At 52.5% G+C, this 19,788-nt stretch carries 19 protein-coding genes and 2 riboswitches; of the genes, 12 read left to right on the top strand and 7 right to left on the bottom strand.

Going from position 1 to position 19,788, the window contains the following annotated elements; genetic code table 11:
• Positions 1-23 precede the first annotated feature (23 nt).
• The gene (locus tag NYE48_RS00545; RefSeq protein ID WP_340996198.1) at positions 24-434 is read left to right on the top strand and encodes a GNAT family N-acetyltransferase; all 411 of its coding nucleotides are present in this window, start codon (positions 24-26) and stop codon (positions 432-434) included.
• A 347-nt stretch (positions 435-781) separates the two neighbouring features.
• On the opposite strand, the gene speB is transcribed toward NYE48_RS00545, so the two are convergent.
• Positions 782-1,651, bottom strand: a complete 870-nt coding sequence (speB, locus tag NYE48_RS00540; protein WP_036714871.1) for an agmatinase — start codon at positions 1,649-1,651, stop codon at positions 782-784.
• Positions 1,652-1,668: 17 nt separating this feature from the next.
• The gene (speE, locus tag NYE48_RS00535; protein ID WP_036714870.1) at positions 1,669-2,496 is read right to left on the bottom strand and encodes a polyamine aminopropyltransferase; all 828 of its coding nucleotides are present in this window, start codon (positions 2,494-2,496) and stop codon (positions 1,669-1,671) included.
• Positions 2,497-2,823: 327 nt separating this feature from the next.
• On the opposite strand from speE, the gene NYE48_RS00530 reads away from it, so the two are divergent.
• From NYE48_RS00530 to NYE48_RS00520, 3 genes are all read left to right on the top strand, one after another.
• Positions 2,824-4,875 (top strand): transglycosylase domain-containing protein, encoded by a 2,052-nt coding sequence (locus tag NYE48_RS00530; RefSeq protein ID WP_340996195.1) that lies wholly within the window; start codon positions 2,824-2,826, stop codon positions 4,873-4,875.
• Positions 4,876-5,032: 157 nt separating this feature from the next.
• On the top strand, positions 5,033-6,094 hold the full coding sequence (locus tag NYE48_RS00525; protein ID WP_212952368.1) for an endonuclease/exonuclease/phosphatase family protein: 1,062 nt from the start codon (positions 5,033-5,035) through the stop codon (positions 6,092-6,094).
• 15 nt (positions 6,095-6,109) lie between these two features.
• A complete protein-coding gene (locus NYE48_RS00520) occupies positions 6,110-6,757 on the top strand; it encodes a DNA-3-methyladenine glycosylase (protein ID WP_340996193.1) in 648 nt (215 codons plus the stop codon).
• A gap of 112 nt (positions 6,758-6,869) precedes the next feature.
• Here the strand turns inward: NYE48_RS00520 and NYE48_RS00515 are convergent, their stop codons facing one another.
• Positions 6,870-7,379, bottom strand: coding sequence for a YwhD family protein (locus tag NYE48_RS00515; protein ID WP_212952370.1), 510 nt, complete (start codon positions 7,377-7,379; stop codon positions 6,870-6,872).
• A gap of 162 nt (positions 7,380-7,541) precedes the next feature.
• Between NYE48_RS00515 and NYE48_RS00510 the strand changes: the two genes are divergently transcribed.
• From NYE48_RS00510 to NYE48_RS00485, 6 genes are all read left to right on the top strand, one after another.
• Positions 7,542-9,533 carry a M1 family metallopeptidase gene (locus NYE48_RS00510; RefSeq protein ID WP_340996190.1) on the top strand — a complete coding sequence of 664 codons (1,992 nt, stop codon included), beginning with the start codon at positions 7,542-7,544 and terminating at the stop codon, positions 9,531-9,533.
• 11 nt (positions 9,534-9,544) lie between these two features.
• A complete protein-coding gene (locus NYE48_RS00505; RefSeq protein ID WP_212952372.1) occupies positions 9,545-10,378 on the top strand; it encodes a hypothetical protein in 834 nt (277 codons plus the stop codon).
• A 261-nt stretch (positions 10,379-10,639) separates the two neighbouring features.
• Positions 10,640-10,779, top strand: a riboswitch (cyclic di-AMP (ydaO/yuaA leader).
• 6 nt (positions 10,780-10,785) lie between these two features.
• Positions 10,786-11,250, top strand: coding sequence for a C40 family peptidase (locus NYE48_RS00500; protein ID WP_212952373.1), 465 nt, complete (start codon positions 10,786-10,788; stop codon positions 11,248-11,250).
• A 420-nt stretch (positions 11,251-11,670) separates the two neighbouring features.
• Positions 11,671-11,809: riboswitch (cyclic di-AMP (ydaO/yuaA leader) on the top strand.
• A 3-nt stretch (positions 11,810-11,812) separates the two neighbouring features.
• Positions 11,813-12,304, top strand: a complete 492-nt coding sequence (locus tag NYE48_RS00495; protein WP_212952374.1) for a C40 family peptidase — start codon at positions 11,813-11,815, stop codon at positions 12,302-12,304.
• Between the two features lie 205 nt (positions 12,305-12,509).
• Positions 12,510-12,965, top strand: a complete 456-nt coding sequence (locus NYE48_RS00490; protein WP_341000582.1) for a GNAT family N-acetyltransferase — start codon at positions 12,510-12,512, stop codon at positions 12,963-12,965.
• A gap of 157 nt (positions 12,966-13,122) precedes the next feature.
• Positions 13,123-13,482, top strand: a complete 360-nt coding sequence (locus NYE48_RS00485; protein WP_036714745.1) for a c-type cytochrome — start codon at positions 13,123-13,125, stop codon at positions 13,480-13,482.
• 93 nt (positions 13,483-13,575) lie between these two features.
• Here NYE48_RS00485 and NYE48_RS00480 read toward each other — a convergent pair whose 3' ends face one another.
• Entirely contained in the window at positions 13,576-13,881 is a 306-nt protein-coding gene (locus NYE48_RS00480; protein ID WP_036714747.1) for a 4a-hydroxytetrahydrobiopterin dehydratase, read from the bottom strand.
• Positions 13,882-14,070: 189 nt separating this feature from the next.
• Complete coding sequence (locus NYE48_RS00475; protein WP_036714750.1) at positions 14,071-14,364, bottom strand: hypothetical protein; 294 nt, start codon at positions 14,362-14,364, stop codon at positions 14,071-14,073.
• A 336-nt stretch (positions 14,365-14,700) separates the two neighbouring features.
• Between NYE48_RS00475 and motA the strand changes: the two genes are divergently transcribed.
• Positions 14,701-15,501: a flagellar motor stator protein MotA gene (motA, locus tag NYE48_RS00470; protein ID WP_212952376.1), complete on the top strand. Its 801-nt coding sequence runs from the start codon at positions 14,701-14,703 to the stop codon at positions 15,499-15,501.
• Positions 15,485-16,294, top strand: a complete 810-nt coding sequence (motB, locus tag NYE48_RS00465) for a flagellar motor protein MotB (protein WP_212952377.1) — start codon at positions 15,485-15,487, stop codon at positions 16,292-16,294. The genes motA and motB overlap by 17 nt, the downstream gene beginning before the upstream one ends.
• Positions 16,295-16,375: 81 nt before the next feature.
• On the opposite strand, the gene rluF is transcribed toward motB, so the two are convergent.
• Together rluF and NYE48_RS00455 are read right to left on the bottom strand one after the other, a co-directional pair.
• Positions 16,376-17,080 (bottom strand): 23S rRNA pseudouridine(2604) synthase RluF, encoded by a 705-nt coding sequence (gene rluF, locus NYE48_RS00460; RefSeq protein WP_212952378.1) that lies wholly within the window; start codon positions 17,078-17,080, stop codon positions 16,376-16,378.
• The gene (locus NYE48_RS00455; RefSeq protein ID WP_340996185.1) at positions 17,070-19,391 is read right to left on the bottom strand and encodes a PAS domain S-box protein; all 2,322 of its coding nucleotides are present in this window, start codon (positions 19,389-19,391) and stop codon (positions 17,070-17,072) included. The genes rluF and NYE48_RS00455 overlap by 11 nt, the downstream gene beginning before the upstream one ends.
• Between the last annotated feature and the right edge of the window lie 397 nt (positions 19,392-19,788).

Genomic DNA, 19,788 nt, shown 5'->3' with positions numbered 1-19,788 from the left:
AACCGCTGATGAGGAGGCAAGCTTTGACGATATACGAAAACGATAACTTGCGGATCCGGCCTGTGACGGAAAGGGATCTGCCGCGGCTATGGGAGCTTTCGGCCAAAGAGGAAGCCCCCGAATGGAAAAAGTGGGATGCCCCTTATTACGAGCATACCGCCATGTCTTTCGAAAAATACGCAGCCAACAAGGACAATCTCGTCCATCGGGACGACTTCTGGGCGATCGAAGTCAACGGCGAACTGATCGGAACGGTCAGTTATTATTGGGAGCACAAGCCCTCCTACTGGCTGGAAATGGGGATCGTCATCTACCATCCCGACTATTGGAGCGGGGGTTACGGCACAAGGGCGCTTGCGTTGTGGATCAACAAATTGTTCGGCTCCCTGCCCGCCTCCGAATGCTTCTTCTGCAGGTCCTGCAGTAGGCCATGATCCCCGCTGCCGCATGATGCCGCTGTCGGCGGGGAGGCCGCCGCGGCGCCCGGGGAAGAGCCCAAGCCCAACGGCAGCAGCAGGCATGCCGCGGCAGCAGCCAAAGCGCGCCTCATCCATGGTTTCCATCTCATGCACAACACCTCCGTATACGTTGAACTTACCCGTTAATGACCCCTTTTACACGTCAACCGCAACAATTTCCGGTTTTCCGTCCATAAGAGCCCAAAAGAAAAAAAGCATCTCCTTCAGCTCAGCCGGGGTCAACCTTATGCGTAAGGTTCCCGGCATCCTTCAGAAGATGCTTTGCATGCAGATGATGAACGAAATCCAATGAAATGGATGCGTTATTTCACAAAGCCAAGCAGCATTTCGCGAATAAGCTTGGCAGCCACGATTTGCGTCTGTTCGGAATGGTCATAGATCGGCGCCACTTCGACCAGGTCGCAGCCGACCACGTTCACGTCGGAACGGGCGATGAGATGGACAGCCTCCAGAAGCTCTTTGGAGGTGATGCCCCCTGCTTCCGCGGTACCCGTGCCTGGAGCCGCGGACGGATCCAGCACGTCGATGTCGATCGTCACGTACACCGGACGTTTGCCCATTTGAGGCAGCGCTTCTTTCAGCGGAGCGGCTACGTCAAACGGGTAGAAGTTGATGTTTTCGCGGCCGAATTTGAATTCCTCGCGCGATCCGGAGCGGATGCCGAATTGGTAAATGTTTTTGCCGCCCATCAGGGCAGCGGCCTTGCGGACCGGCGTGGAATGCGAAAGCGGCTCGCCTTCGTATTGCTCGCGCAGGTCGGCATGCGCGTCGATATGGATCAGGATCAGATCCGGATACTTCGCGTACATTTGCTCAATCACCGGCCAAGTGACGAGATGCTCGCCGCCGAGGCCGATCGGGAATTTGCCGTCATCCAGCAGCTTGCCCACGTAATCGCGGATGATGTCCAAGCTGCGCGATGCATTGCCGAAAGGCAGGAGCAAGTCGCCCGCATCGAAATAGGTCATGTCTTCGATGCTTTTGTCCAAATAAGGACTGTACTCTTCTAGGCCCACGGATGCCTGGCGGATATGGGCAGGACCGAAACGCGAGCCCGGGCGGAAGCTGACCGTGTAATCCATCGGCATGCCGTAAATGACCGCCTTGGAATTTTCGTAGTCGTCGGAACTGAGAATAAACACGTTGCCTGAGTATGCCTGATCAAGTTTCATCGTGCTAAGGTGCCTCCTTATTTCGTCAAGTCCTCCACGAATTTAGGCAGCACGAAAGCCGCTTTATGAAGACGTGGGGTGTAATATTTGGTGTCCATTTCCGGAATGTCCGCTTCGTTCACTTCGAGCGGATCGTACTTTTTGCTTCCCATCGTAAAGGTCCACAGGCCGCTTGGGTACGTCGGGATGTTGGCCCCGTATACGCGCACGATCGGGAAAATTTCCTTGACGTCGCGGTTGACCTTTTGGATCAGGTCGGCTTTGAACCAAGGATTGTCCGTTTGCGCCACGAACATGCCGTCGTCCTTCAACGCCTCGTAGATGCCCTGGTAGAAACCGCGCTCGAACAGCGGCGCTGCCGGTCCGACGGGTTCCGTGGAATCGACCATGATGACGTCGTATTCGTTTTTGTGCTCATGAATATGCATGAAACCGTCGTTCACGTGCACTTCGACCCGGGGGTCGTCCAGCTTGCCGGCGATGGAAGGAAGGTATTTTTTCGAATATTCGATCACTTTGCCGTCGATGTCGACGAGTACCGCCTTTTCCACTTCCGGGTGTTTGATGATTTCGCGGATCACGCCGCCGTCGCCGCCGCCGACCACCAGCACGTGTTTCGGATTCGGGTGCGTGTTCAGTACGGGATGGGCCACCATTTCATGGTAGACGAACTCGTCTTTTTCCGTTGTCATCACCATACCGTCAAGCAAAAGCATATTTCCAAACTCTTCAGTCTCGACCATGGCCAGATCCTGAAAGTCGGTTTTTTCGTTAACATACGTTTGTTTGATTTTAGCTGTAATCCCAAAAGCGGGGGTTTGCTTTTCCGTAAACCACAATTCCATCGACAACTACCTTCTTTCCGCTAGAATATAGGGGACTTCGCTTCGGTTGATCCCTCGTCCGGAGCTTTCCGGTCAGGCTGAATCCCCGCTTTATTTATTGTACCAAACTATGGATGCGCAAACACATCCTTTGAATTATACGCGATGGGAGAAATGACTGTAAAGATACAGTTTTTCACACCTTTTCGGCCTATCCGGCCCCCAGGAATGTACCCGTCATCCCCGGTTCATCTTGTCCTTTTTCCGGCCTGTTTATGAAAGGAAAATGAATATCCCCGCCCCTCCTTTCCCATAATGAATGTATATAACTGGAAGGGAAGAAACGCCATGCCGCAGCACCATCACTCCAAGCCCAGACGCAAAAGCCGGTTTGCCGCGTTGATCAAGCTGATGCTGGCCATGACTCTGGCCGTTCTCCTTGCCGTAGGCATCTTGCTTGGGTTTTTGTATCATAAAAGCCTTCCCGTCGCCGACACCGACCGCAATTCCCGCCTCCTGGACAGCCAGGGCAATATTTTGGCCACCTTTTCGGCGAGCGGCCGGAGCTATGAACCCGTCCCGCTCGAGCGGATATCCCCGCTCCTTGTGAAAGCGACGCTGGCCGTTGAGGACCGGAAATTTTTCGACCATATCGGGTTCGACGTCAAAGGCATGGGCCGGGCCATGCTTGTCAATTTGAAAGAGATGCAGCGGGCCCAAGGAGCGAGCACGCTGACGCAGCAGCTTGCCCGCAACCTGTATCTGTCCCATGCCAAAACGTGGACCCGAAAAATAAAAGAAGCGATGTATACCGCGCAGCTGGAGATGAAATACAGCAAAAACGAAATTCTGCAAATGTATTTAAATGAAATTTATTACGGCCATGGCGCATACGGCATCGAAGCCGCTTCGCAGATGTATTTCGGCAAGCCGGCCGCCGAACTCGACCTGGCCGAAAGCGCGATGCTCGCCGGCATTCCGAAAGGTCCGACCTACTATTCGCCTTTTAAGCATATGGACCATGCCAAAATGCGGCAAAAGATCGTGCTCGGGACGATGGTGGAAACCGGCCAGATTACGCGGCAGGAAGCCGAAGAGGCCGCCGCCGAGAAGCTTCATTTGAAGCCTCAGGGGCAGCAGCAGGCCCGGGTGTCCGCCCCCTTTTTCCGGGATTATATCCGGAACCTCGTCACCAGCCAGCTGGGCATCAGCGAGGAGCAGCTGGACCATGGCGGCCTGAACATCTATACGACGCTGGATCCCCATGCGCAAGCGGCAGCCGAAGAGGCGGTGGCCCGGGGCATGGATCCAAACAGCGAGCTGGAAACGGCACTCGTAGCCATCGATCCGCGCACAGGTTACGTCAAGGCGATGGTCGGAGGAAAAAACTATAAAACAAGCCAGTTTAACCATGCGCTCTCCAAAACGCGCCAGCCGGGCTCATCCTTTAAACCGATCATGTATCTGACGGCGCTGTCTTCGAAAACGATGACCGGCCTGAGCACGTTCAAAAGCGAGCCGACCCTGTTCCGCTACGACAACAACCGGAAGACCTACCGGCCGAGCAACTTCGGGGAAAAGTATTTGGGCGAAATCGACATGCAGCAGGCGATCGCCGCCTCGGACAATATTTATGCCGTCAATACGCTCCTGAAGGTCGGCGCGGACAACGTCATCGATATGGCGAAAAGGCTGGGCATCGTCAGCCCGTTGAAGCCGGTTCCTTCGCTGGCGCTCGGGACTTCGCCCATCAGTCCGTTCGAGATGGCCTCCGCTTTCGCCGTCATCGGCAACGGCGGCAAACGGATGCCGCCCGTCGCCGTGCTGAAAATTACGGATGCGGCCGGGGAAGTGCTGTATCAAGCCCCCGAAAACGCAGGCGAACAGGTGGTGGAGCCAGCGGCTGCTTACGTTTTAACCCATCTGATGGAGAGCGTGTTCGAATCCGGGGGAACGGGAAGCCGCGTCTCCTCCCTGATCAAACGTCCGGTCGCCGGCAAAACGGGCACGACCGATACCGACGCCTGGATGGTCGGCTATACGCCGGAGCTGGCCACGGCCGTCTGGGTAGGTTATGACAAGGGACGAACCATTACCACGCTGGACGGCCACCGCGCAGCGCCGATATTTGCCCGGTTTACGGAAAAAGCGCTCGAAAGCGTGCCTCCGAAAATATTCAGCATTCCAAGCGGCGTCGTTACCGTATACGTCGACCGGGAAACGGGAAAGCTGGCCACCGCCGATTGCCCGGACAAAAAGCTGGAGGTATTCGTTGCGGGTACCGAGCCGACCGAATACTGCGCCGCGCACGGCGGAGATCCCGAACAGCCCGCCGCCAAAGGCGGCACGCCGGAAAAACGTTCCTGGTGGAAAACCATTAAACGCTGGCTGACGGATTGACAATGACGATAAAGGCCTCCTCTCCCGGTCGAAAGCAGTCCCGGAGAGGCGGGCCTTTTCTTCTGGATTCCCCAAGCTTCCGCATGATACAGTAGGACTGCATGGAAGAAATTTGCTCGGGAATTTCGAATAGTCTGATATATGAAGGAGTCAATAGATGGTTAGAAAAGTGTCGTGGGCATTCGGTGGCGCCGCGATTGCGCTCTTTTTGTTCGCCGGCGTTTTTTTGCTGTACGTGACCGTGACGGACTACAGGCCGCGGGAAACCGAGCCGATCGTTATGGAAGGCAACCCGGATCGTGTGATGAAAGCCGGAGACGCTTTTACCGTCACGACCTTTAATATCGGTTACGGCGGGCTGGATCGGGATCAGGATTTCTTCATGGATGGCGGGACGGGATCGCGTTCAAGCAGCAAAAGGCAAACGGAGTTGAACTTGAGGGGCATCGGAACATTTTTAAGCGGTCTGCGTTCCGATATTATTTTTATTCAGGAAGTGGATATCGACTCTACCCGCAGCTACCGTATTAACGAGGTAGATTCCTTGAAGGTTTTTCTGCCGGGATACGGCTTCTCCTATGCCGACAATTACAAAATGCCTTGGGTTCCCGTTCCCGTCCTGCACCCGATGGGCCACGTCCGGGGCGGAATGCTGACGCTCTCCAAATTCAACAGCAGCGGCGCCGTGCGGTACCAACTGCCCGGAGAAGAAAAATGGCCCCGGCAGCAATTCGATCTGGACCGCGCCTTCATCGAAAACCGGATTCCCGTAAAAAACGGCAAAGAGCTTGTTCTGGTCAATCTTCATCTGTCCGCGTTCGATAAGGGCGGAAGCATCCGCAAACAGCAGCTTCATTATTTGAAGGCTTATATCCAGAAGGAAACGGCATTGGGAAATTATCTGATCGTTGGAGGCGACTGGAACCATTCGCTGCCCGGAACCGATCCGAAAGCCTTCAAAACGACCCAGGATTGGCCCGAGTGGCTTCAGCCGTTCCCGGAAGATTTCAAGCCGGAAGGATTCCAGTGGGCCGTGGACAACAAGGTCCCGTCGGTGCGGACGGTCGACCTTCCCTTTAAGGAAGGCCTGAATTTCCGTGCGGTCATCGACGGCTTTCTGGTGTCCCCGAACATCGAGATCCTTCATGTGGAGGGCCATGACCTCAAACATGAACACAGCGACCATAACCCGGTGAAGGCCGAGTTTGTTTTAAAATAAGGAGGGAGGCTTGCCATGCGGGAACCGAAACTGATCTCCCCTTCGCTGCTGGCGCGGACGGCGCTAGCAGCGGCCCCGCTCCTGCTCGGCCAAACGCTGGTGCGGGTTACGGAGGAGGGCGAAATCCGCTGCCGCATCGTCGAGACGGAAAGCTACGGCGGAGCGGAAGACCGGGGCAGCCATGCGTTCGGCAACCGGCGCACCAACCGGACGGAGGTCATGTTTGCGGCCGGCGGGATCGCCTATGTCTATTTGATATACGGCATGTATTCCTGCCTCAATGTCGTCGTCGGGGAGATGGATGACCCGCAAGCGGTATTGATACGCGCGGTAGAGCCGCTGAGCGAAGGCGATCAAGAACTGATGCTTCGACGCCGCGGCCGGTTCTCCGGAAAAGCCGCCAATCTCAGCAATGGGCCCGGCAAGCTGTGCCGCGCGCTGCAGATCGACAGGAGCCTGAACGGATACCCGCTGGTACAGGCGGACGGCGTTCTGCGATTGGAGTCCGGAGATGCGGCAAATGAACTTCCGATCGTCCAGTGCCCGAGGATCAACATCGATTACGCCGGGGAATATGCGCTTAAGCCTTGGCGTTTTTACATCGACGGGAATCCGTACGTATCCGTGAAAGACAAGCATCCCACGCCGTGGAGAGGGTGTTGAGGTATTGTCGTGCGGTTTGGAAAAAGCAAAAAGGGTCTGCCAGCTGCTTGTTGTTCAACAAGCGCCGGCAGACCCTTTTATTTGATTGCGGCAGTAAACGGGATAGCCGCGATTAAACGTCAAGCGCCTGCTTCAGCTCTTCCGGCGATCTGTCCCACCATTCCTCGTTATGGGAGACCAGCAGATCCTTCAGCAGCTTCTTCTCTTCCGCGCCCAGTTCGTCCAGCATGAATTTGCGTTTCAACGCGGCATCCATGCGATTGACGTGATCGGCAAGAATTTTCCAGCCTCTGCGCGCTTCCTCGTCGATCCACATTTCGCTGGCCGTCGCGCCCGCATAATATTGCCCCGACTCGTCGCGGTCGACCGCCACCCAAACGATCCACACCTGGCGTCCATTCGGCACGTCTTCACGGTTGGTCGAAAAGCGGATGCGGCGTTCCGGTTTGCTCTTCGCATGCATGGCGCCGATATCGATCGTAGCCGTGCCGCGGTCAATGATGACCGGGGAAATGTTGTTGAGGTCGATGGAGCCTGCGCCAAAACCGATTTTATGCTTGCTTTTGCCGCTGACGATGTTCAGGGCAATCTGCTTCTTGCCTACTTGCTCCTTGTTTTCCACGTTTCGTGTTCCTCCTATTGAAAACGCGCTGTCCCGGTTTCAGGGCAGGCGTCCTGCTTTATATGCCTCTTGGTCAAGCAACTTAATTTTATTTTAACTAATAATCGCTGGAAAGCCAACATATACATGCTTTAGATGCTTGTCAACGGGAGGTATTCGTATATGGCTCCAGCACGCGCCAAAATCGTTATTTCATCGTTCATTGCCCTCTGTCTATTGCTTGCGGGAACAGGGGCGCTCCTTCTTCGGGATGCACCGGAATCGCAGCCTTCCTACGCTCCGGATCAGGCCAAGCCTCCCAAGGCGTCCACGCCGATCGCCCAGCAGGAAAGCGTACAGAAGCCGACGGCTGAAATCCTCAGCGATCGGGTCGTGGAATACCATATCGATACGACGCTTAATGCCGAAAACCGCATCATCAAGGGAACCGAGACGCTGACCTGGATCCACCCCGGCAAAAAGACGGTGAACGAGCTGTACTTCCATTTGTACCCGAACGCCTTCTCTTCGATGGACTCCACGTTTATGAAAGAATCCGGGGGAAAGCTCCGGAATGACACGATGCCTGCGGACGGCTTCGGTTCAATGAGCATCACCGAGATGAAAACCGCCGATGGCCTTTCGCTGATGCACCGCATGCAATACGTTCAGCCCGATGACGGCAACGTCAAGGACAAGACCCTCGTGAAGGTCCGGCTTCCGAAACCGGTCAAGGGCGGCGAAAGCATTACGATCCGCATGCGTTTTGAGGTCAAGCTTCCCAAAATATTCGCCCGGATGGGCACCGCGGACGATGATTTCGTCATGGCCGGGCAATGGTTCCCGAAAATCAGCGTCTATGAGCCCGAGGGGACAAGAGGTCGCAAGGCGGAAGGATGGAACCTGCATCAATATCACGGCAATTCCGAATTCTACTCCGACTTCGGCATCTACAGCGTCCGCATTCACGTGCCGGACGACTATATCGTCGCCGCCACCGGCTTTCCCGTGCAACCCGCGCAGATCCGGGGGAAAGAAAAAATTTATCAGTTTTATGCCGACGATGTCCATGATTTTGCCTGGGCCGCGTCGCCGAATTTTATCGTCGCCGAAGAGCCGTTCTCGTCTCCCGAGGTCCCGGGCGTGCGCATCAAGCTGTATTTGGACCCCGCCCATAAAGACTTGAAACAAAGATACTTTTTTGCCGCCAAAGCCGCGCTCAAATATTTCAGCAAATGGTACGGCCGGTATCCGTACTCCACCCTGTCGATCGTCGTGCCGCCGGAATCGGGGAACGGGGCCGGAGGCATGGAGTATCCGACGCTGATCACCGCCTTCGGGGCCAAAGACGACTCTCCCGGCTACGACCTGGAACGGACGGTCATCCACGAAATCGGGCATCAGTATTTTTACGGCATGCTTGCGAGCAACGAGTTCGAGGAAGCTTGGCTGGACGAAGGATTCACCTCCTATGCCGAAGATAAGCTGATGGAGCAGGAATACGGCGTCATTCCGAATTTGCCTATCCAGTCATCCCTGATCGCGTCCCCGATGTCGCTGACGCAGGAAGCATGGAAATACGGCTCGCAGGATCAATATGCCCTGAACGTCTATTACCGCGGCAAACTCCTGCTAAAGGCGATGGAACAGCAAGTCGGGAAGCAAACGATGAACAAAATTCTAGGCACCTACGCAAAAAAATACCGTTTCAAACATCCGACGACGGCAGACTTCCAAAAGGTGGTCGAGCAGGTTACCCGGCAATCCTGGCAGTCCTTTTTCGATCAATACGTTTACGGAAACCAAATGGCCGACTTCGCGGTCGATTCCATCTCTCTCCGCAAGAAGGATGCGGCTTCCGGCCCCGTCTACGAGTCGATTGTAAAAATCTCGAAAAAAGGCGGAGATTTTCCCCAAGTCCCGGTACGCTTCACCTTCACGGACGGGCATACGCTGAACAAAGTCTGGAACGGCTCGGCGGAAAGCGCCGAATTCAAGCTGGAGTATAAGGCACCGCTCGCCTGGGCGATGGTCGATCCGGAATACACGATCGTGATCGAGAACAGGCATTTCAACAATTACCTGAAAGCGGATATGGACAAGAAGGTTCTGGTCCGCTGGAACGTAAGCATCACCAAGCTGATCGAGACGCTGCTTGGAAGTCTGTCCTGGTGAGGTGAGAACCGGTGAAATCCCATATTGCGCATGGCTGGAAAAGTCTTAAAAATCAATTTTATATCGTCATCATTCTCTTTTTGTACCAGCTGATTTGGGGCTACTTTCTGTACAGGCTGGTCCATTCGGCCGTCACTCCGCTGCTGATGCGTTATCCGGACCCCGAGCCCAATGAACTCAGCCAGCTGCTTTATTACATCGAAGGCAAAATGAGCCTTTCCGACAGCGGCACGGTGCATATGTACATTTGGATTCTTCTTTCGATGTTTGCCCTGCGCATGCTGCTGACCCCTTTTATCCATGCCGGAATTTTTTACGGGCTGCACCGTGAACGCGAGGGCGAAGTCGGGCTGTTTTTCTTCCAAGGCATGAAGCGCCACGGAAAAACCGTCCTTCTGTTTCACTTGATCGAATGGGTTCTGCTCGCGGCCCCGGCCTACTGGGTCATACCTAAGGTATATGCGGCGCTTCTGGACGGGATGCCGCTGCAATCCATGGGCCTGTCCGTTCTTCCCTGGATTTTGGGATGGTTCCTGTACGGATATATCGTGCACCAACTGATTCTTTTCATGCAGTTCGGCAAGACCGGCGGCGGCGGCTTGTTGCCTCCCTTGTGGCACTGCCTGCGCGGCGCGTTCCCGCTCATCGGCGTTTCGCTGATACTCGGCTCGCTCAGCCTGCTTTTGTTCAGCCTCTGTACGGGAGTTTCCTTGATGTGGGCAGGGATCATCGCGCTCATCCTCCAGCAGGGCTACCACCTCGTCAGCTGCATCATGAGATTATGGGGCATTTCGGCCAAGTTTGACCTGTGGTACGCCCAAGCGCATCGGGGCGCGGAAAAATAAATGATCAAAAAGTTAATTTTTTGTCATCACTTCAACCCCCTGATATAAGAAAACCCCCCCCTTTCAAAACAAAAAGGGCGGGGTTTTTGTCGTTTTTAGATGCCGAAACGATTTGCCAAAGTCGTCATCCTCTGTTAAAATAATCCGAGTAAGCAGTTAGTAACAACTTTGTCATTTTTACTGTAACTTTTTCATATTGTGCTGTAACGATATTTTCAACGACAGATACCAATCAATCGTCATTATCAGTCACTTTCAGGTGCTTGATCAGGGCCGAATTCCTTGGCACCGGGAAGCGGGGGAACCACTTTGGGTGAATTGATCTCGCAGCATAGGGATCATAGGGGACGACCTTCAACCGAATCCTTAAGCTAACCTCGCAGGCAACATGGAAGGGGTTTATGTTTTTGAAAAAGAAGTTAACAGCCGCTGCGCTTGGTTTGACGCTTATGTTCTCCATGGGAACCAGCGTATTCGCGCAATCTTCTCTGAGTCATGTCGTGAACAGCACCATCGGCGTTTCCTACAAAACCGGAGGAACGACGACCAAAGGATTTGATTGCTCCGGGTTTACGCGTTATGTATTCCAGAAATTAGGCATTTCCATTCCGCGCCAATCCAGCGCACAATTCAAAATCGGCACTGCCGTCTCCAAAAGCAATTTGCGTGCCGGAGATCTGGTATTCTTCAATACGAGCGGCGCGGGCGTATCCCATGTCGGAATCTACGTCGGAAACGGAAACTTTGCCCATTCGTCTTCTTCGAAGGGCGTGACCATCAGCAAGCTCAGCAACAGTTATTTCGCCAATCGCTACATTGGCGCCAAACGTGTCATGAGTACCGCTAAATACAAAGCGGCCGTCTACAACTAGAAACTCACCCATAAACATACGAAAAACTTATGATGCCCGCGCGGAGATTTTTGCCGAAATCCCTCGCGGGTTTCCTGTTACTTATTAGACGTTTGAAAACCTAAAAAAGTAACAACTTTCAAAAAAATTTTTTTTCGAATCTTCAAATACTCCGCTCATCCACGTGCCTTCAACCATGATTTACCCTTCCTTTCCGTTAATTAAACCAATTTCCTAAGTGAAAAAACGCTTATAATGGTCCTTCTTAGGAGCCAATTTGGCAAAAATCCCGAAATTATGGTGATTTTTTTGAGTTTTAGGCATAGAAACAATTGCCAAAACGTCATTCCTTTGTTACAATAATCCCAGCGTTAGTAACAACTTTGTAATCTTTGTCGAGCCGTTGCCTGTAAACAGGCGGCTCCTGAAGTATATAGTGTAAAAAGACATATGCCGAATTTCCTCACACTAGGGAAGCGGGGGAACCATTTACGGGTGAATTGATCTTGCAACAGAGGGATCATAGGGGACCTTCTACCGAATCCTTAAGCTAACCTCGCAGGCACCGGAAGGAGTATTAATTTTGAAAAAGAAGCTAGCAGCAGCAGTCATGAGTTTTGCCATCGTATTTACCGCTGGAGCCGGGAGCGCTTTCGCGGATTCGAAAATGGACAAAGTCATCGATGATGTGCTCGGAACGAAATACAGATCCGGGGGAACGACAACCAACGGGTTCGACTGCTCCGGATTTACGATGTACGTATTTAAGCATCTCGGCATCAACCTGCCTCACCAGTCCGGTTCGCAGTTTACGATGGGCACTTCCGTTTCCCGCAGCGATTTGAGAGCAGGAGACCTCGTATTTTTTAATACATCCGGTTCCGGCGTTTCCCATGTCGGCATTTACGTCGGCGACGGTAAATTCGCACATGCTTCGACATCCCGCGGCGTTGTCGTCAGTTCGCTTAGCGACAGCTATTACGTCAACCGCTACGTTGGCGCGAAACGTATTATGAGCACGGATACATATCAAGCCTCTGCCGTCGATTCCGCAGACAATGATGACGTTGAATAACATTTTTGCCTGATCCGCACGGTTTGTACGACAGCCCGTACCGAGATTTTTGCCGAATCTCCGTACGGGATTTTTTGCGCTTGCCCGAGCCTGATCCCCGAGGAATAGATTTTATGGAATCATCAAATGCTACTTAGCAGCGGACGTCTCTTACGAAAGGAGGCTTCTTGTGAACGTTTCGAAGGACTCTTATACCGTTACGCCCATGACGCGGGAGCAGGCCGAGACCTGCTGCGGCTGGATGTACGCCCCCCCTTACGACCGCATCTACGGCTGGCTTCCCTGGGAGCAGATGGAGGCCCTCGGCATCGAGCTTGGTGATCCGGATCTGCGGAGGCAGCAATACGTTTCGGTGCTGGATGGAGACGGGCAGCTATGCGGGTTCGCGCAGCTGTTTCCGATGGTCAACGTCGTGCGCCTCGGTTTAGGCATGCGGCCGGATTTATGCGGCCAGGGACGAGGTCCGGGCTTTATCCAGGCGATCGTGGAGACGGCCAAAACCCGCTTTCCCGGACAGGAGATCGATCTGGAGGTGCAGGATTGGAATTTGCGGGCGATACGCGCTTACGTCAAGGCAGGATTCGAGATCACCGATACGTACGAAAAACAGACGCCTGAAGGCGTCGAGCGCTTTTACTGCATGGTCTATCAAGGGCTTTAAAAAACGTCAATGAAAAATGGTACGAAATTGTGTACGTTTAGTGGATTTAAACTGGCTTTCGTTTGCTTTTTTGTCACAAACTATTTGATGTACCGGCTTGTTCCGTTATAATGAAGAAATGAGAGAACTGCAGTTTACATAGAAAGGACGAAAACGGATGCAAAAATGGATCATGAGCGGTTTGATAACGATTGCATGCGTAATGGCCGTTGTGCTTATGTTTACGCTGCCGGGTAAAGAGCAGGTAGCCGAAGAAGAAAAACCGACCATGCCTGAAGTGACCATGGACGCTGCAGCGGCCGAAGCCGTTGTGAAAGCCCAGGGCTGCATCAGCTGCCACGGCGACCAGCTGCAAGGCGGCGTGGGACCGAACCTGCAAAAAATCGGCTCCCAGATGTCTGCTGAAGAACTTTATACGATCATTACCAAGGGCAGAGGCGGCATGCCTTCCTTCAAAGACAAACTCCAAAAAGAGGAGATTGCCAACGTAGCCCAGTGGCTTGCAGCCAAAAAGTAATGGCCGTTTTCCTTGAAGGAATAAAAACACGCTTCGCGCATGACCCGCAAGGTCTGGCGAAGCGTGTTTTTTTGCTATCGGTTTTCTTATTTTTTAGCGTTTCTCGCCTGAGCGCATTTTTTCGAACAATTCGTTAAACTGATGCGCTTCCTTGATGTCGAGAGCGGTGATGCCGCCGTCATCCCATGAAGTCAGCCGCAGCGTTACGTTCTTATGGTCAATCGTGATGAAGGGATGGTGATCGAAGGCTTCGGAAATCGCCGCAACCTCGTCGACGAACGAAATCCCCTTCATGAAGTTGGAAAAAATAAATTTCCGCACGATCCAGCGTCCTTCCTCCAGCTCCCAGCCTTCCAGCTTCGCTAAATGCGCTTCCACTTCTTCTAGCGTGTAAACCATATTCTCATTTCCTCCCTGAAACCAAACACCCTCGTATCGAAATTTAAAAAAGGATGCTGCTTATCCATGCTCTTGTTGACTTTTCCCATTGTATTCCGATCGTTGAATAAATATGAATATGGCCGCCTTGGCCCAGAACTTGTTATATCTTACCATGACGGACATTCAAAAATCCATTCGGCGCTTGGACTAGATGAGTGGGACTACAGTCAGTTCCTCGTCCCCGATCAGCAGATTGATCCGGTGGTTGGCCTTGTCGTACATGACGACGCCGCTCCCTACCTCAATGACCGGCTCGGTACCCAAGGCATAAAACAGGTCTTCCGCAAGCGCCTCATGAACCTCCAGTTTCTCCTCGGGACTCAGCAGCAGCCATTCGCCGCCATCCATCTCAAAAAACAGGTAGCTGTCCGGGATGCCTCCCACCGCCTCCGTTAAATCCTTCAATATTTCGTCATATTCACGCCCATGTTTGACTCCCATCGGCTTTACCTCCATCTGGTCTATGTCGTCTAAACGAATCGAATCGGGCGAACCATGGATCGGCTCCGCCGTCTTTACCGGCTCCGAAGGACGGCTTTTTCTTTTTTCTTAGTTCATTGTATGTAGGGCCCGCGCTGCCAACTGTACGATTCTCCCATGCCAGGATAGGTCCGATGAACCCTTATCTTTCATTATAACGGAAAAACCCCCTTAAAAAAAAAGCCGTTCCTGACGATAAATATTATAATTACGTTTTTGGTGAGACACCATGCTTGCAAGGATGCAGCCTTGGTGCGCGAAAGGATTCAATTTTATTTCTCATGGATGAGGTGCGCAATGGAAATTTCAACACTTATCGGCCTAATACTCGGGTTGGTCGCGGTCCTATTCGGTATGGTACTCAAAGGTGCGCCTTTGGTATCCCTTCTTACCCCCGCCGCTTACGTCATCATTCTCGGGGGCACGGCTGCTACGTTATTTATTGGTTTCCCGATGTCAGAGATTAAAAAATTCCCTAAGCTGATCAAAATGGTGTTCGCTAAGCAAAAGCTGGTCGAACGCCGCGAACTCATTGCCATGTTCATGGAATGGGCCTCCATTACCCGCCGCGAGGGGCTGCTGGCCCTGGAAACGAAAGTCGAAGAGATTGACGACCAGTTTCTTCGCAACGGCATGCGGATGATCATCGACGGCAACGACCAGGACTTCGTGCGCGACGTATTAATGGAAGATATCGCGGCAACGGAAGAACGGCATCGGGCCGGCGCTTTGCTATTCTCCCAAGCCGGCATGTACGCTCCGTCCCTCGGGGTGCTTGGCGCGGTCGTCGGTTTGATCGCGGCCCTGACCAAGATGGAGAACATGGGCGAACTCGCTCACGCGATCGGCGCGGCCTTTATTGCGACGCTCCTGGGTATTTTCACGGGTTATGTATTATGGCATCCGATTGCCAACAAGCTGAAACGATTGTCCAAAAAGGAAATCGAATTGAAACTGATGATGATCGAAGGGCTTTTGTCCATTCAATCCGGCGTATCCACGATTGCGATCAGTCAAAAGCTTTCCGTCTTCCTGACCCCTTCCGAGCGTGCTCAAATGAATGAGAAGGAGGATGCTACAGGTGAGCAAAAAGACTAGACATGAACCTCATGAAGAACATGCCGACGAATCGTGGCTCCTGCCGTACTCCGACCTTTTGACCCTGCTGCTCGCCCTGTTTATCGTCATGTACGCGATGAGCGCGACGGACAACAAAAAGTTCGAGGAAATGAGCAAGGCGTTTAATACCGCTCTCAGCACCGGCACCGGGGTACTCAATTTCAGCTCGGCGCTGCCTTCCGACAAAAACCTGGACAAAGGCAAAAAGGACAGCCAAGCCAGCGCCGTCAGCACCGAAGATGGCAAAAGACGAAAAGCCCAGCTTGCAAAACAGGAACAAGAAGACATGGAGAAGTTGAAAAAGCAGCTGGATCAGTATATTAAAAACAACGGCCTGACGAACCTGCTAAATACGAAGCTCAATCAATCGGAACTGACCATTACCATCAGCGACAATGCGCTTTTCGCCTCGGGCAGCGCCGCCGTGAAGCCCGAATCGCGGCAACTGGCATTGGCGATCAGCAATATGCTGCAGCAGTTCCCAAGCTATAACGTCATCGTCTCGGGGCATACCGATAATATGCCGATCTCCAACAGCGAATATGCCTCGAACTGGGATTTGAGCTCGGACCGGGCGCTTCACTTCATGAAAATTTTGCTGAACAATCCGAAGCTGAATCCGGCCATGTTCACGTCGAAAGCCTTCGGGGAATACCACCCGATCGCTTCCAACGATACGGCTGCGGGCCGGGCGATGAACCGCCGGGTCGAAGTTTCGATCATCCGCAAATATACGGATCAGTCGCAGCAAATGCAGGTTCCCAACCCATAGAATGCCCATCAAAAAGCTAAAGCTGTATTTTCGTTGAATAACGATCATACAGCTTTTTTGCGTTTATTTGCGGCATGCCGCCTATTGAAGCTCGTAATGAAGGAGCCGGCCAAGCTCTTTTTTTTCGGCTTCGGTCAAATCGCGCCATTTGCCCTTTGGCAGAGAGCCCAGATGAATGTTCATGATCCGGATTCGCTGCAGCTTGCGCACGGAATAACCGAAGCTGCTGCACATTCTGCGGATTTGCCGATTTTTCCCCTCGGTCAGAATAATTTTGAATACCCGGTCGGAAATTCGCGTCACTTTGCAGGGCAGCGTCATTTCGCCCAATATTTTCACTCCGCCCGCCATCCCCGTCAGAAACGAGGTCGTCACCGGCTTGTCTACCGTAACGATATATTCCTTTTCATGTTTGCCTTCAGAGCGCAAAATTTTGTTGACGATATCCCCGTCGCTTGTCATCAAAATAAGTCCTTCCGAATCCTTGTCCAATCTTCCGATCGGAAAAATCCGTTCCGGATGGCCGACGAAATCGACGATGTTGCCTTTGATATGCTTCTCCGTCGTGCTGGTGATGCCTACGGGCTTATGCAAGGCGATATAGACGTGGCGCTTCTTTTTGGCCTCGAGCGGCCGTCCGTTAATTCGCACGTCGTCCCCTTCTTCAGCCTGGCTTCCCAAGACCGCGACCTCGCCGTTAATCGTCACTTTGCCGCTCTCTACCAGCTTGTCCGCTTCACGCCGGGAGCAAAACCCCGTTTCGCTGATAAACTTGTTAATTCGCAATGGGTTCTTCCCCCTCATGGTTTATGTCTGTTTGCGTCTCCCATGCAATAGGCAACACGATGTCCACCCGCGTGCCTTTTCCCGGCTTGCTGAATATTTCCATCATGCCCTTATGGCCTTCAATAATACCTTGGCTGATCATTAAGCCGAGGCCCGTTCCATTCTCCTTGCTCGTAAAAAACGGCTCGCCGAGCTTAGGCAGGATATGGCTCGGAATGCCGATCCCTTGGTCGGTGATCGTGATCCCGATTTCTTCCCGGCTTAATCGGAACAATTCGATCCGGATGATGCCGCCGTCTTCCATTGCTTCGATCGCGTTTTTGATGATATTGATAAAAACCTGCTTCATCTGGTTTTCTTCGCAGTGGACCTTGTAGTCTTCCGGCTCGAACTCGAATTTGAATTCGATATCGTACAAATGGGCCTGGCTGTCGAGAAGGTTCACGACGTCGCTCAGGATGCTCCGGATGCTTTTCACCTGGAACTGGGTCGCCTGCGGCTTGGCCAAAATCAAAAACTCGCTCACTATCAAATTGATGCGGTCGAGCTCCGACAACATAATTTCGTTATGCTGCGGCGACACTTGATTGGTTTCGCGCTGAAGCTGCAGAAATCCGCGCAGCGTCGTCAGCGGGTTCCGTATTTCATGCGCCACGCCCGCGGCCAGCTGCCCGACGGTCGTCAGCTTTTCGGAACGCCGCAGCAGCTCCTCCATTTTGTTTCTTTCGGTCATGTCGCGGGAGACGCTAATAAAGGACGTAATATGCCCATCTTCGTCTTTGACGGGTGCCGTGCTGATGCTGACCTCGACCAGGGAGCCGTCCTTTCGGAGGCGCAAGGTTTCGGTCGGCGGCAGCTGTTCCCCTTTTCGGAGCGCCTGAACGTTTTTGGTCTCCTCTTCCTCCAAAAAGTCGGGGACGATCTGAAGCCTTTTGCCGACGACCTCATGGCTCTTCCAGCCGTACAAATCCTCAAAGGCCTTATTGACCTGGATCACCCGTCCGGACCAGTCTACCGTATGAATCGCGTCGGCAATTTGCTGGATAATGGATTCGAGATGGTCTTTGACCGATTTGTTTTCCTCGGCCGCCTGCTTCAGCTGATTCGTATAATCATGGAGGCTTGAGGTCATGGTATTGATCCTGTCGGATAAGAGCCCAAGCTCGTCTTTGCTGTTAATGGCAAGCGGCGTATCAAACCGCCCCTCCGTGACGTCTTTTACCTTGGCAAGGATCGATTCCATCGGACGGATGATGTAACCCGCCAGCACATAGCTTCCAAGAATGATGATGACAAGGAGCGAAGCAGAAATGGCGATATAACTCACCAACTGATCGTTTAATACGCTCGAAATCATCTCATAGTCCATCACGATGCTAATAATGTACACTGATTGTTCCGGGCTAAACACCGGAATAAAGCTTTTCAGCACCTTTTTGCCGTGGATCTTGGCCTCGAACATGACATTGGAGCCGGTCCCCACAGCCTTGGACACCGCTTCCTTGTCTTTTGTCACATCCCCATAGTTGTAGGTCCCATACTGGATGGGACGGTTGCGCAATTTTATATTATACCCGTCAAAACCGGTGGTTGTCATATTCTTGTTGCCAAAAGTACGGGGATTGATACATGTGATCTCAAGAATATTTTGGTTTACCTGCTTCGTTTTTTCGAGGATCGATTCCGGGCTCACCAACTTCGCGTAATCGTTGATGACGTCGCTTCGAATGAAGGGGTCGATCAAATAGTTGCGTTTTCCGTCATAATAGTAGCCCCATTTATCGATAAATTCAGGGTTCGATGTCGAATATTCAAATGGGCCCGTCCAGAAATTGTCCAGGGACATCCCTTGCGAAACGGTCACCTTCTGCATATTAAAGAGCTGCTGGAACGCAGTGAACCAGTAACCCCAATCCCGCGTGGATAGCCCAAGCTCGCTCGGATCCGACGATTTGACGACGACAATGTCATCCGCGGTCCTGGCCAAAAGGGATATGTGGGTCACGCCGATTTCCTTGCTCAGTTTCCGGAGCTGGCTGTTTTCAATATCGCGGTAATCCGCCGGCAGCTCCTTGGCCGCAAGGATGGACGCCATGCGAAGCAGCTCTCCGGCTTCCTCCTCCACGTATTTCGAACTGTATTGGCTTTGCTCGATGGAGGCCGCGATTTGCCTGGCGGCAATCAGCATTTTGCTTTCGCTGTCCCTTTTCAAATTGTCTTGGGTCGTGTAGAAGCTGAGGAGAATATATAGAAGCAATATCAACAGCAAAGAGCCAGACATGACCAGCGTTAATTTATACTTGATGGACAAAGGATCACCTCTTGGCAGTTAGCAAACTTTGGTGAAAAATGACAATACTCTATCATCATAACCCCAAACCCTTGCATTTGAAAAGACGGATAACTTATGTATTTTCTTTCTTCAACGGCGCTTCCGTTCTCCCTGGAATTGATCTTTGGCGTCTCGTTCACTACAATAAGAAAAACGTCTATTGCAGTACTTCTTAGAAGACAGACCACCTTTAGTTGAAGTTTTTCTTGAGATGAAGGGCAGCAGGCTCTTGCAGCGTTATCTTTCCTTCATCTTAAGAAAAACGTCTATTGCAGCTCTTCTTAGAAGACAGACCACTTTTAACGAAAGTTTTTCTTGAGCATGCTGCTAATGAATAACTTATGCACGTTATGCACATATTCACATTTGTTTAAGA

The organism is Paenibacillus sp. FSL M7-1455, assembly GCF_038004655.1.
Classification (GTDB): Bacteria; Bacillota; Bacilli; order Paenibacillales; family Paenibacillaceae; genus Paenibacillus_AQ; species Paenibacillus_AQ cookii.
Note: the sequence above shows the minus strand (reverse complement) of the source record. Positions and strands in the feature narration are given on the sequence as shown.

Bases quoted from the DNA above. Each gene is read 5' to 3' on its own strand.
- NYE48_RS00485 (WP_036714745.1), top strand. From the start codon at position 13,123: ATGCAAAAATGGATCATGAGCGGTTTGATAACGATTGCATGCGTAATG.
- NYE48_RS00525 (WP_212952368.1), top strand. From the start codon at position 5,033: ATGGTTAGAAAAGTGTCGTGGGCATTCGGTGGCGCCGCGATTGCGCTC.
- NYE48_RS00475 (WP_036714750.1), bottom strand. From the start codon at position 14,364: ATGGGAGTCAAACATGGGCGTGAATATGACGAAATATTGAAGGATTTA.
- NYE48_RS00480 (WP_036714747.1), bottom strand. From the start codon at position 13,881: ATGGTTTACACGCTAGAAGAAGTGGAAGCGCATTTAGCGAAGCTGGAA.
- speE (WP_036714870.1), bottom strand. From the start codon at position 2,496: ATGGAATTGTGGTTTACGGAAAAGCAAACCCCCGCTTTTGGGATTACA.
- NYE48_RS00510 (WP_340996190.1), top strand. From the start codon at position 7,542: ATGGCTCCAGCACGCGCCAAAATCGTTATTTCATCGTTCATTGCCCTC.
- speB (WP_036714871.1), bottom strand. From the start codon at position 1,651: ATGAAACTTGATCAGGCATACTCAGGCAACGTGTTTATTCTCAGTTCC.
- NYE48_RS00490 (WP_341000582.1), top strand. From the start codon at position 12,510: ATGACGCGGGAGCAGGCCGAGACCTGCTGCGGCTGGATGTACGCCCCC.
- NYE48_RS00520 (WP_340996193.1), top strand. From the start codon at position 6,110: ATGCGGGAACCGAAACTGATCTCCCCTTCGCTGCTGGCGCGGACGGCG.
- motA (WP_212952376.1), top strand. From the start codon at position 14,701: ATGGAAATTTCAACACTTATCGGCCTAATACTCGGGTTGGTCGCGGTC.
- NYE48_RS00530 (WP_340996195.1), top strand. From the start codon at position 2,824: ATGCCGCAGCACCATCACTCCAAGCCCAGACGCAAAAGCCGGTTTGCC.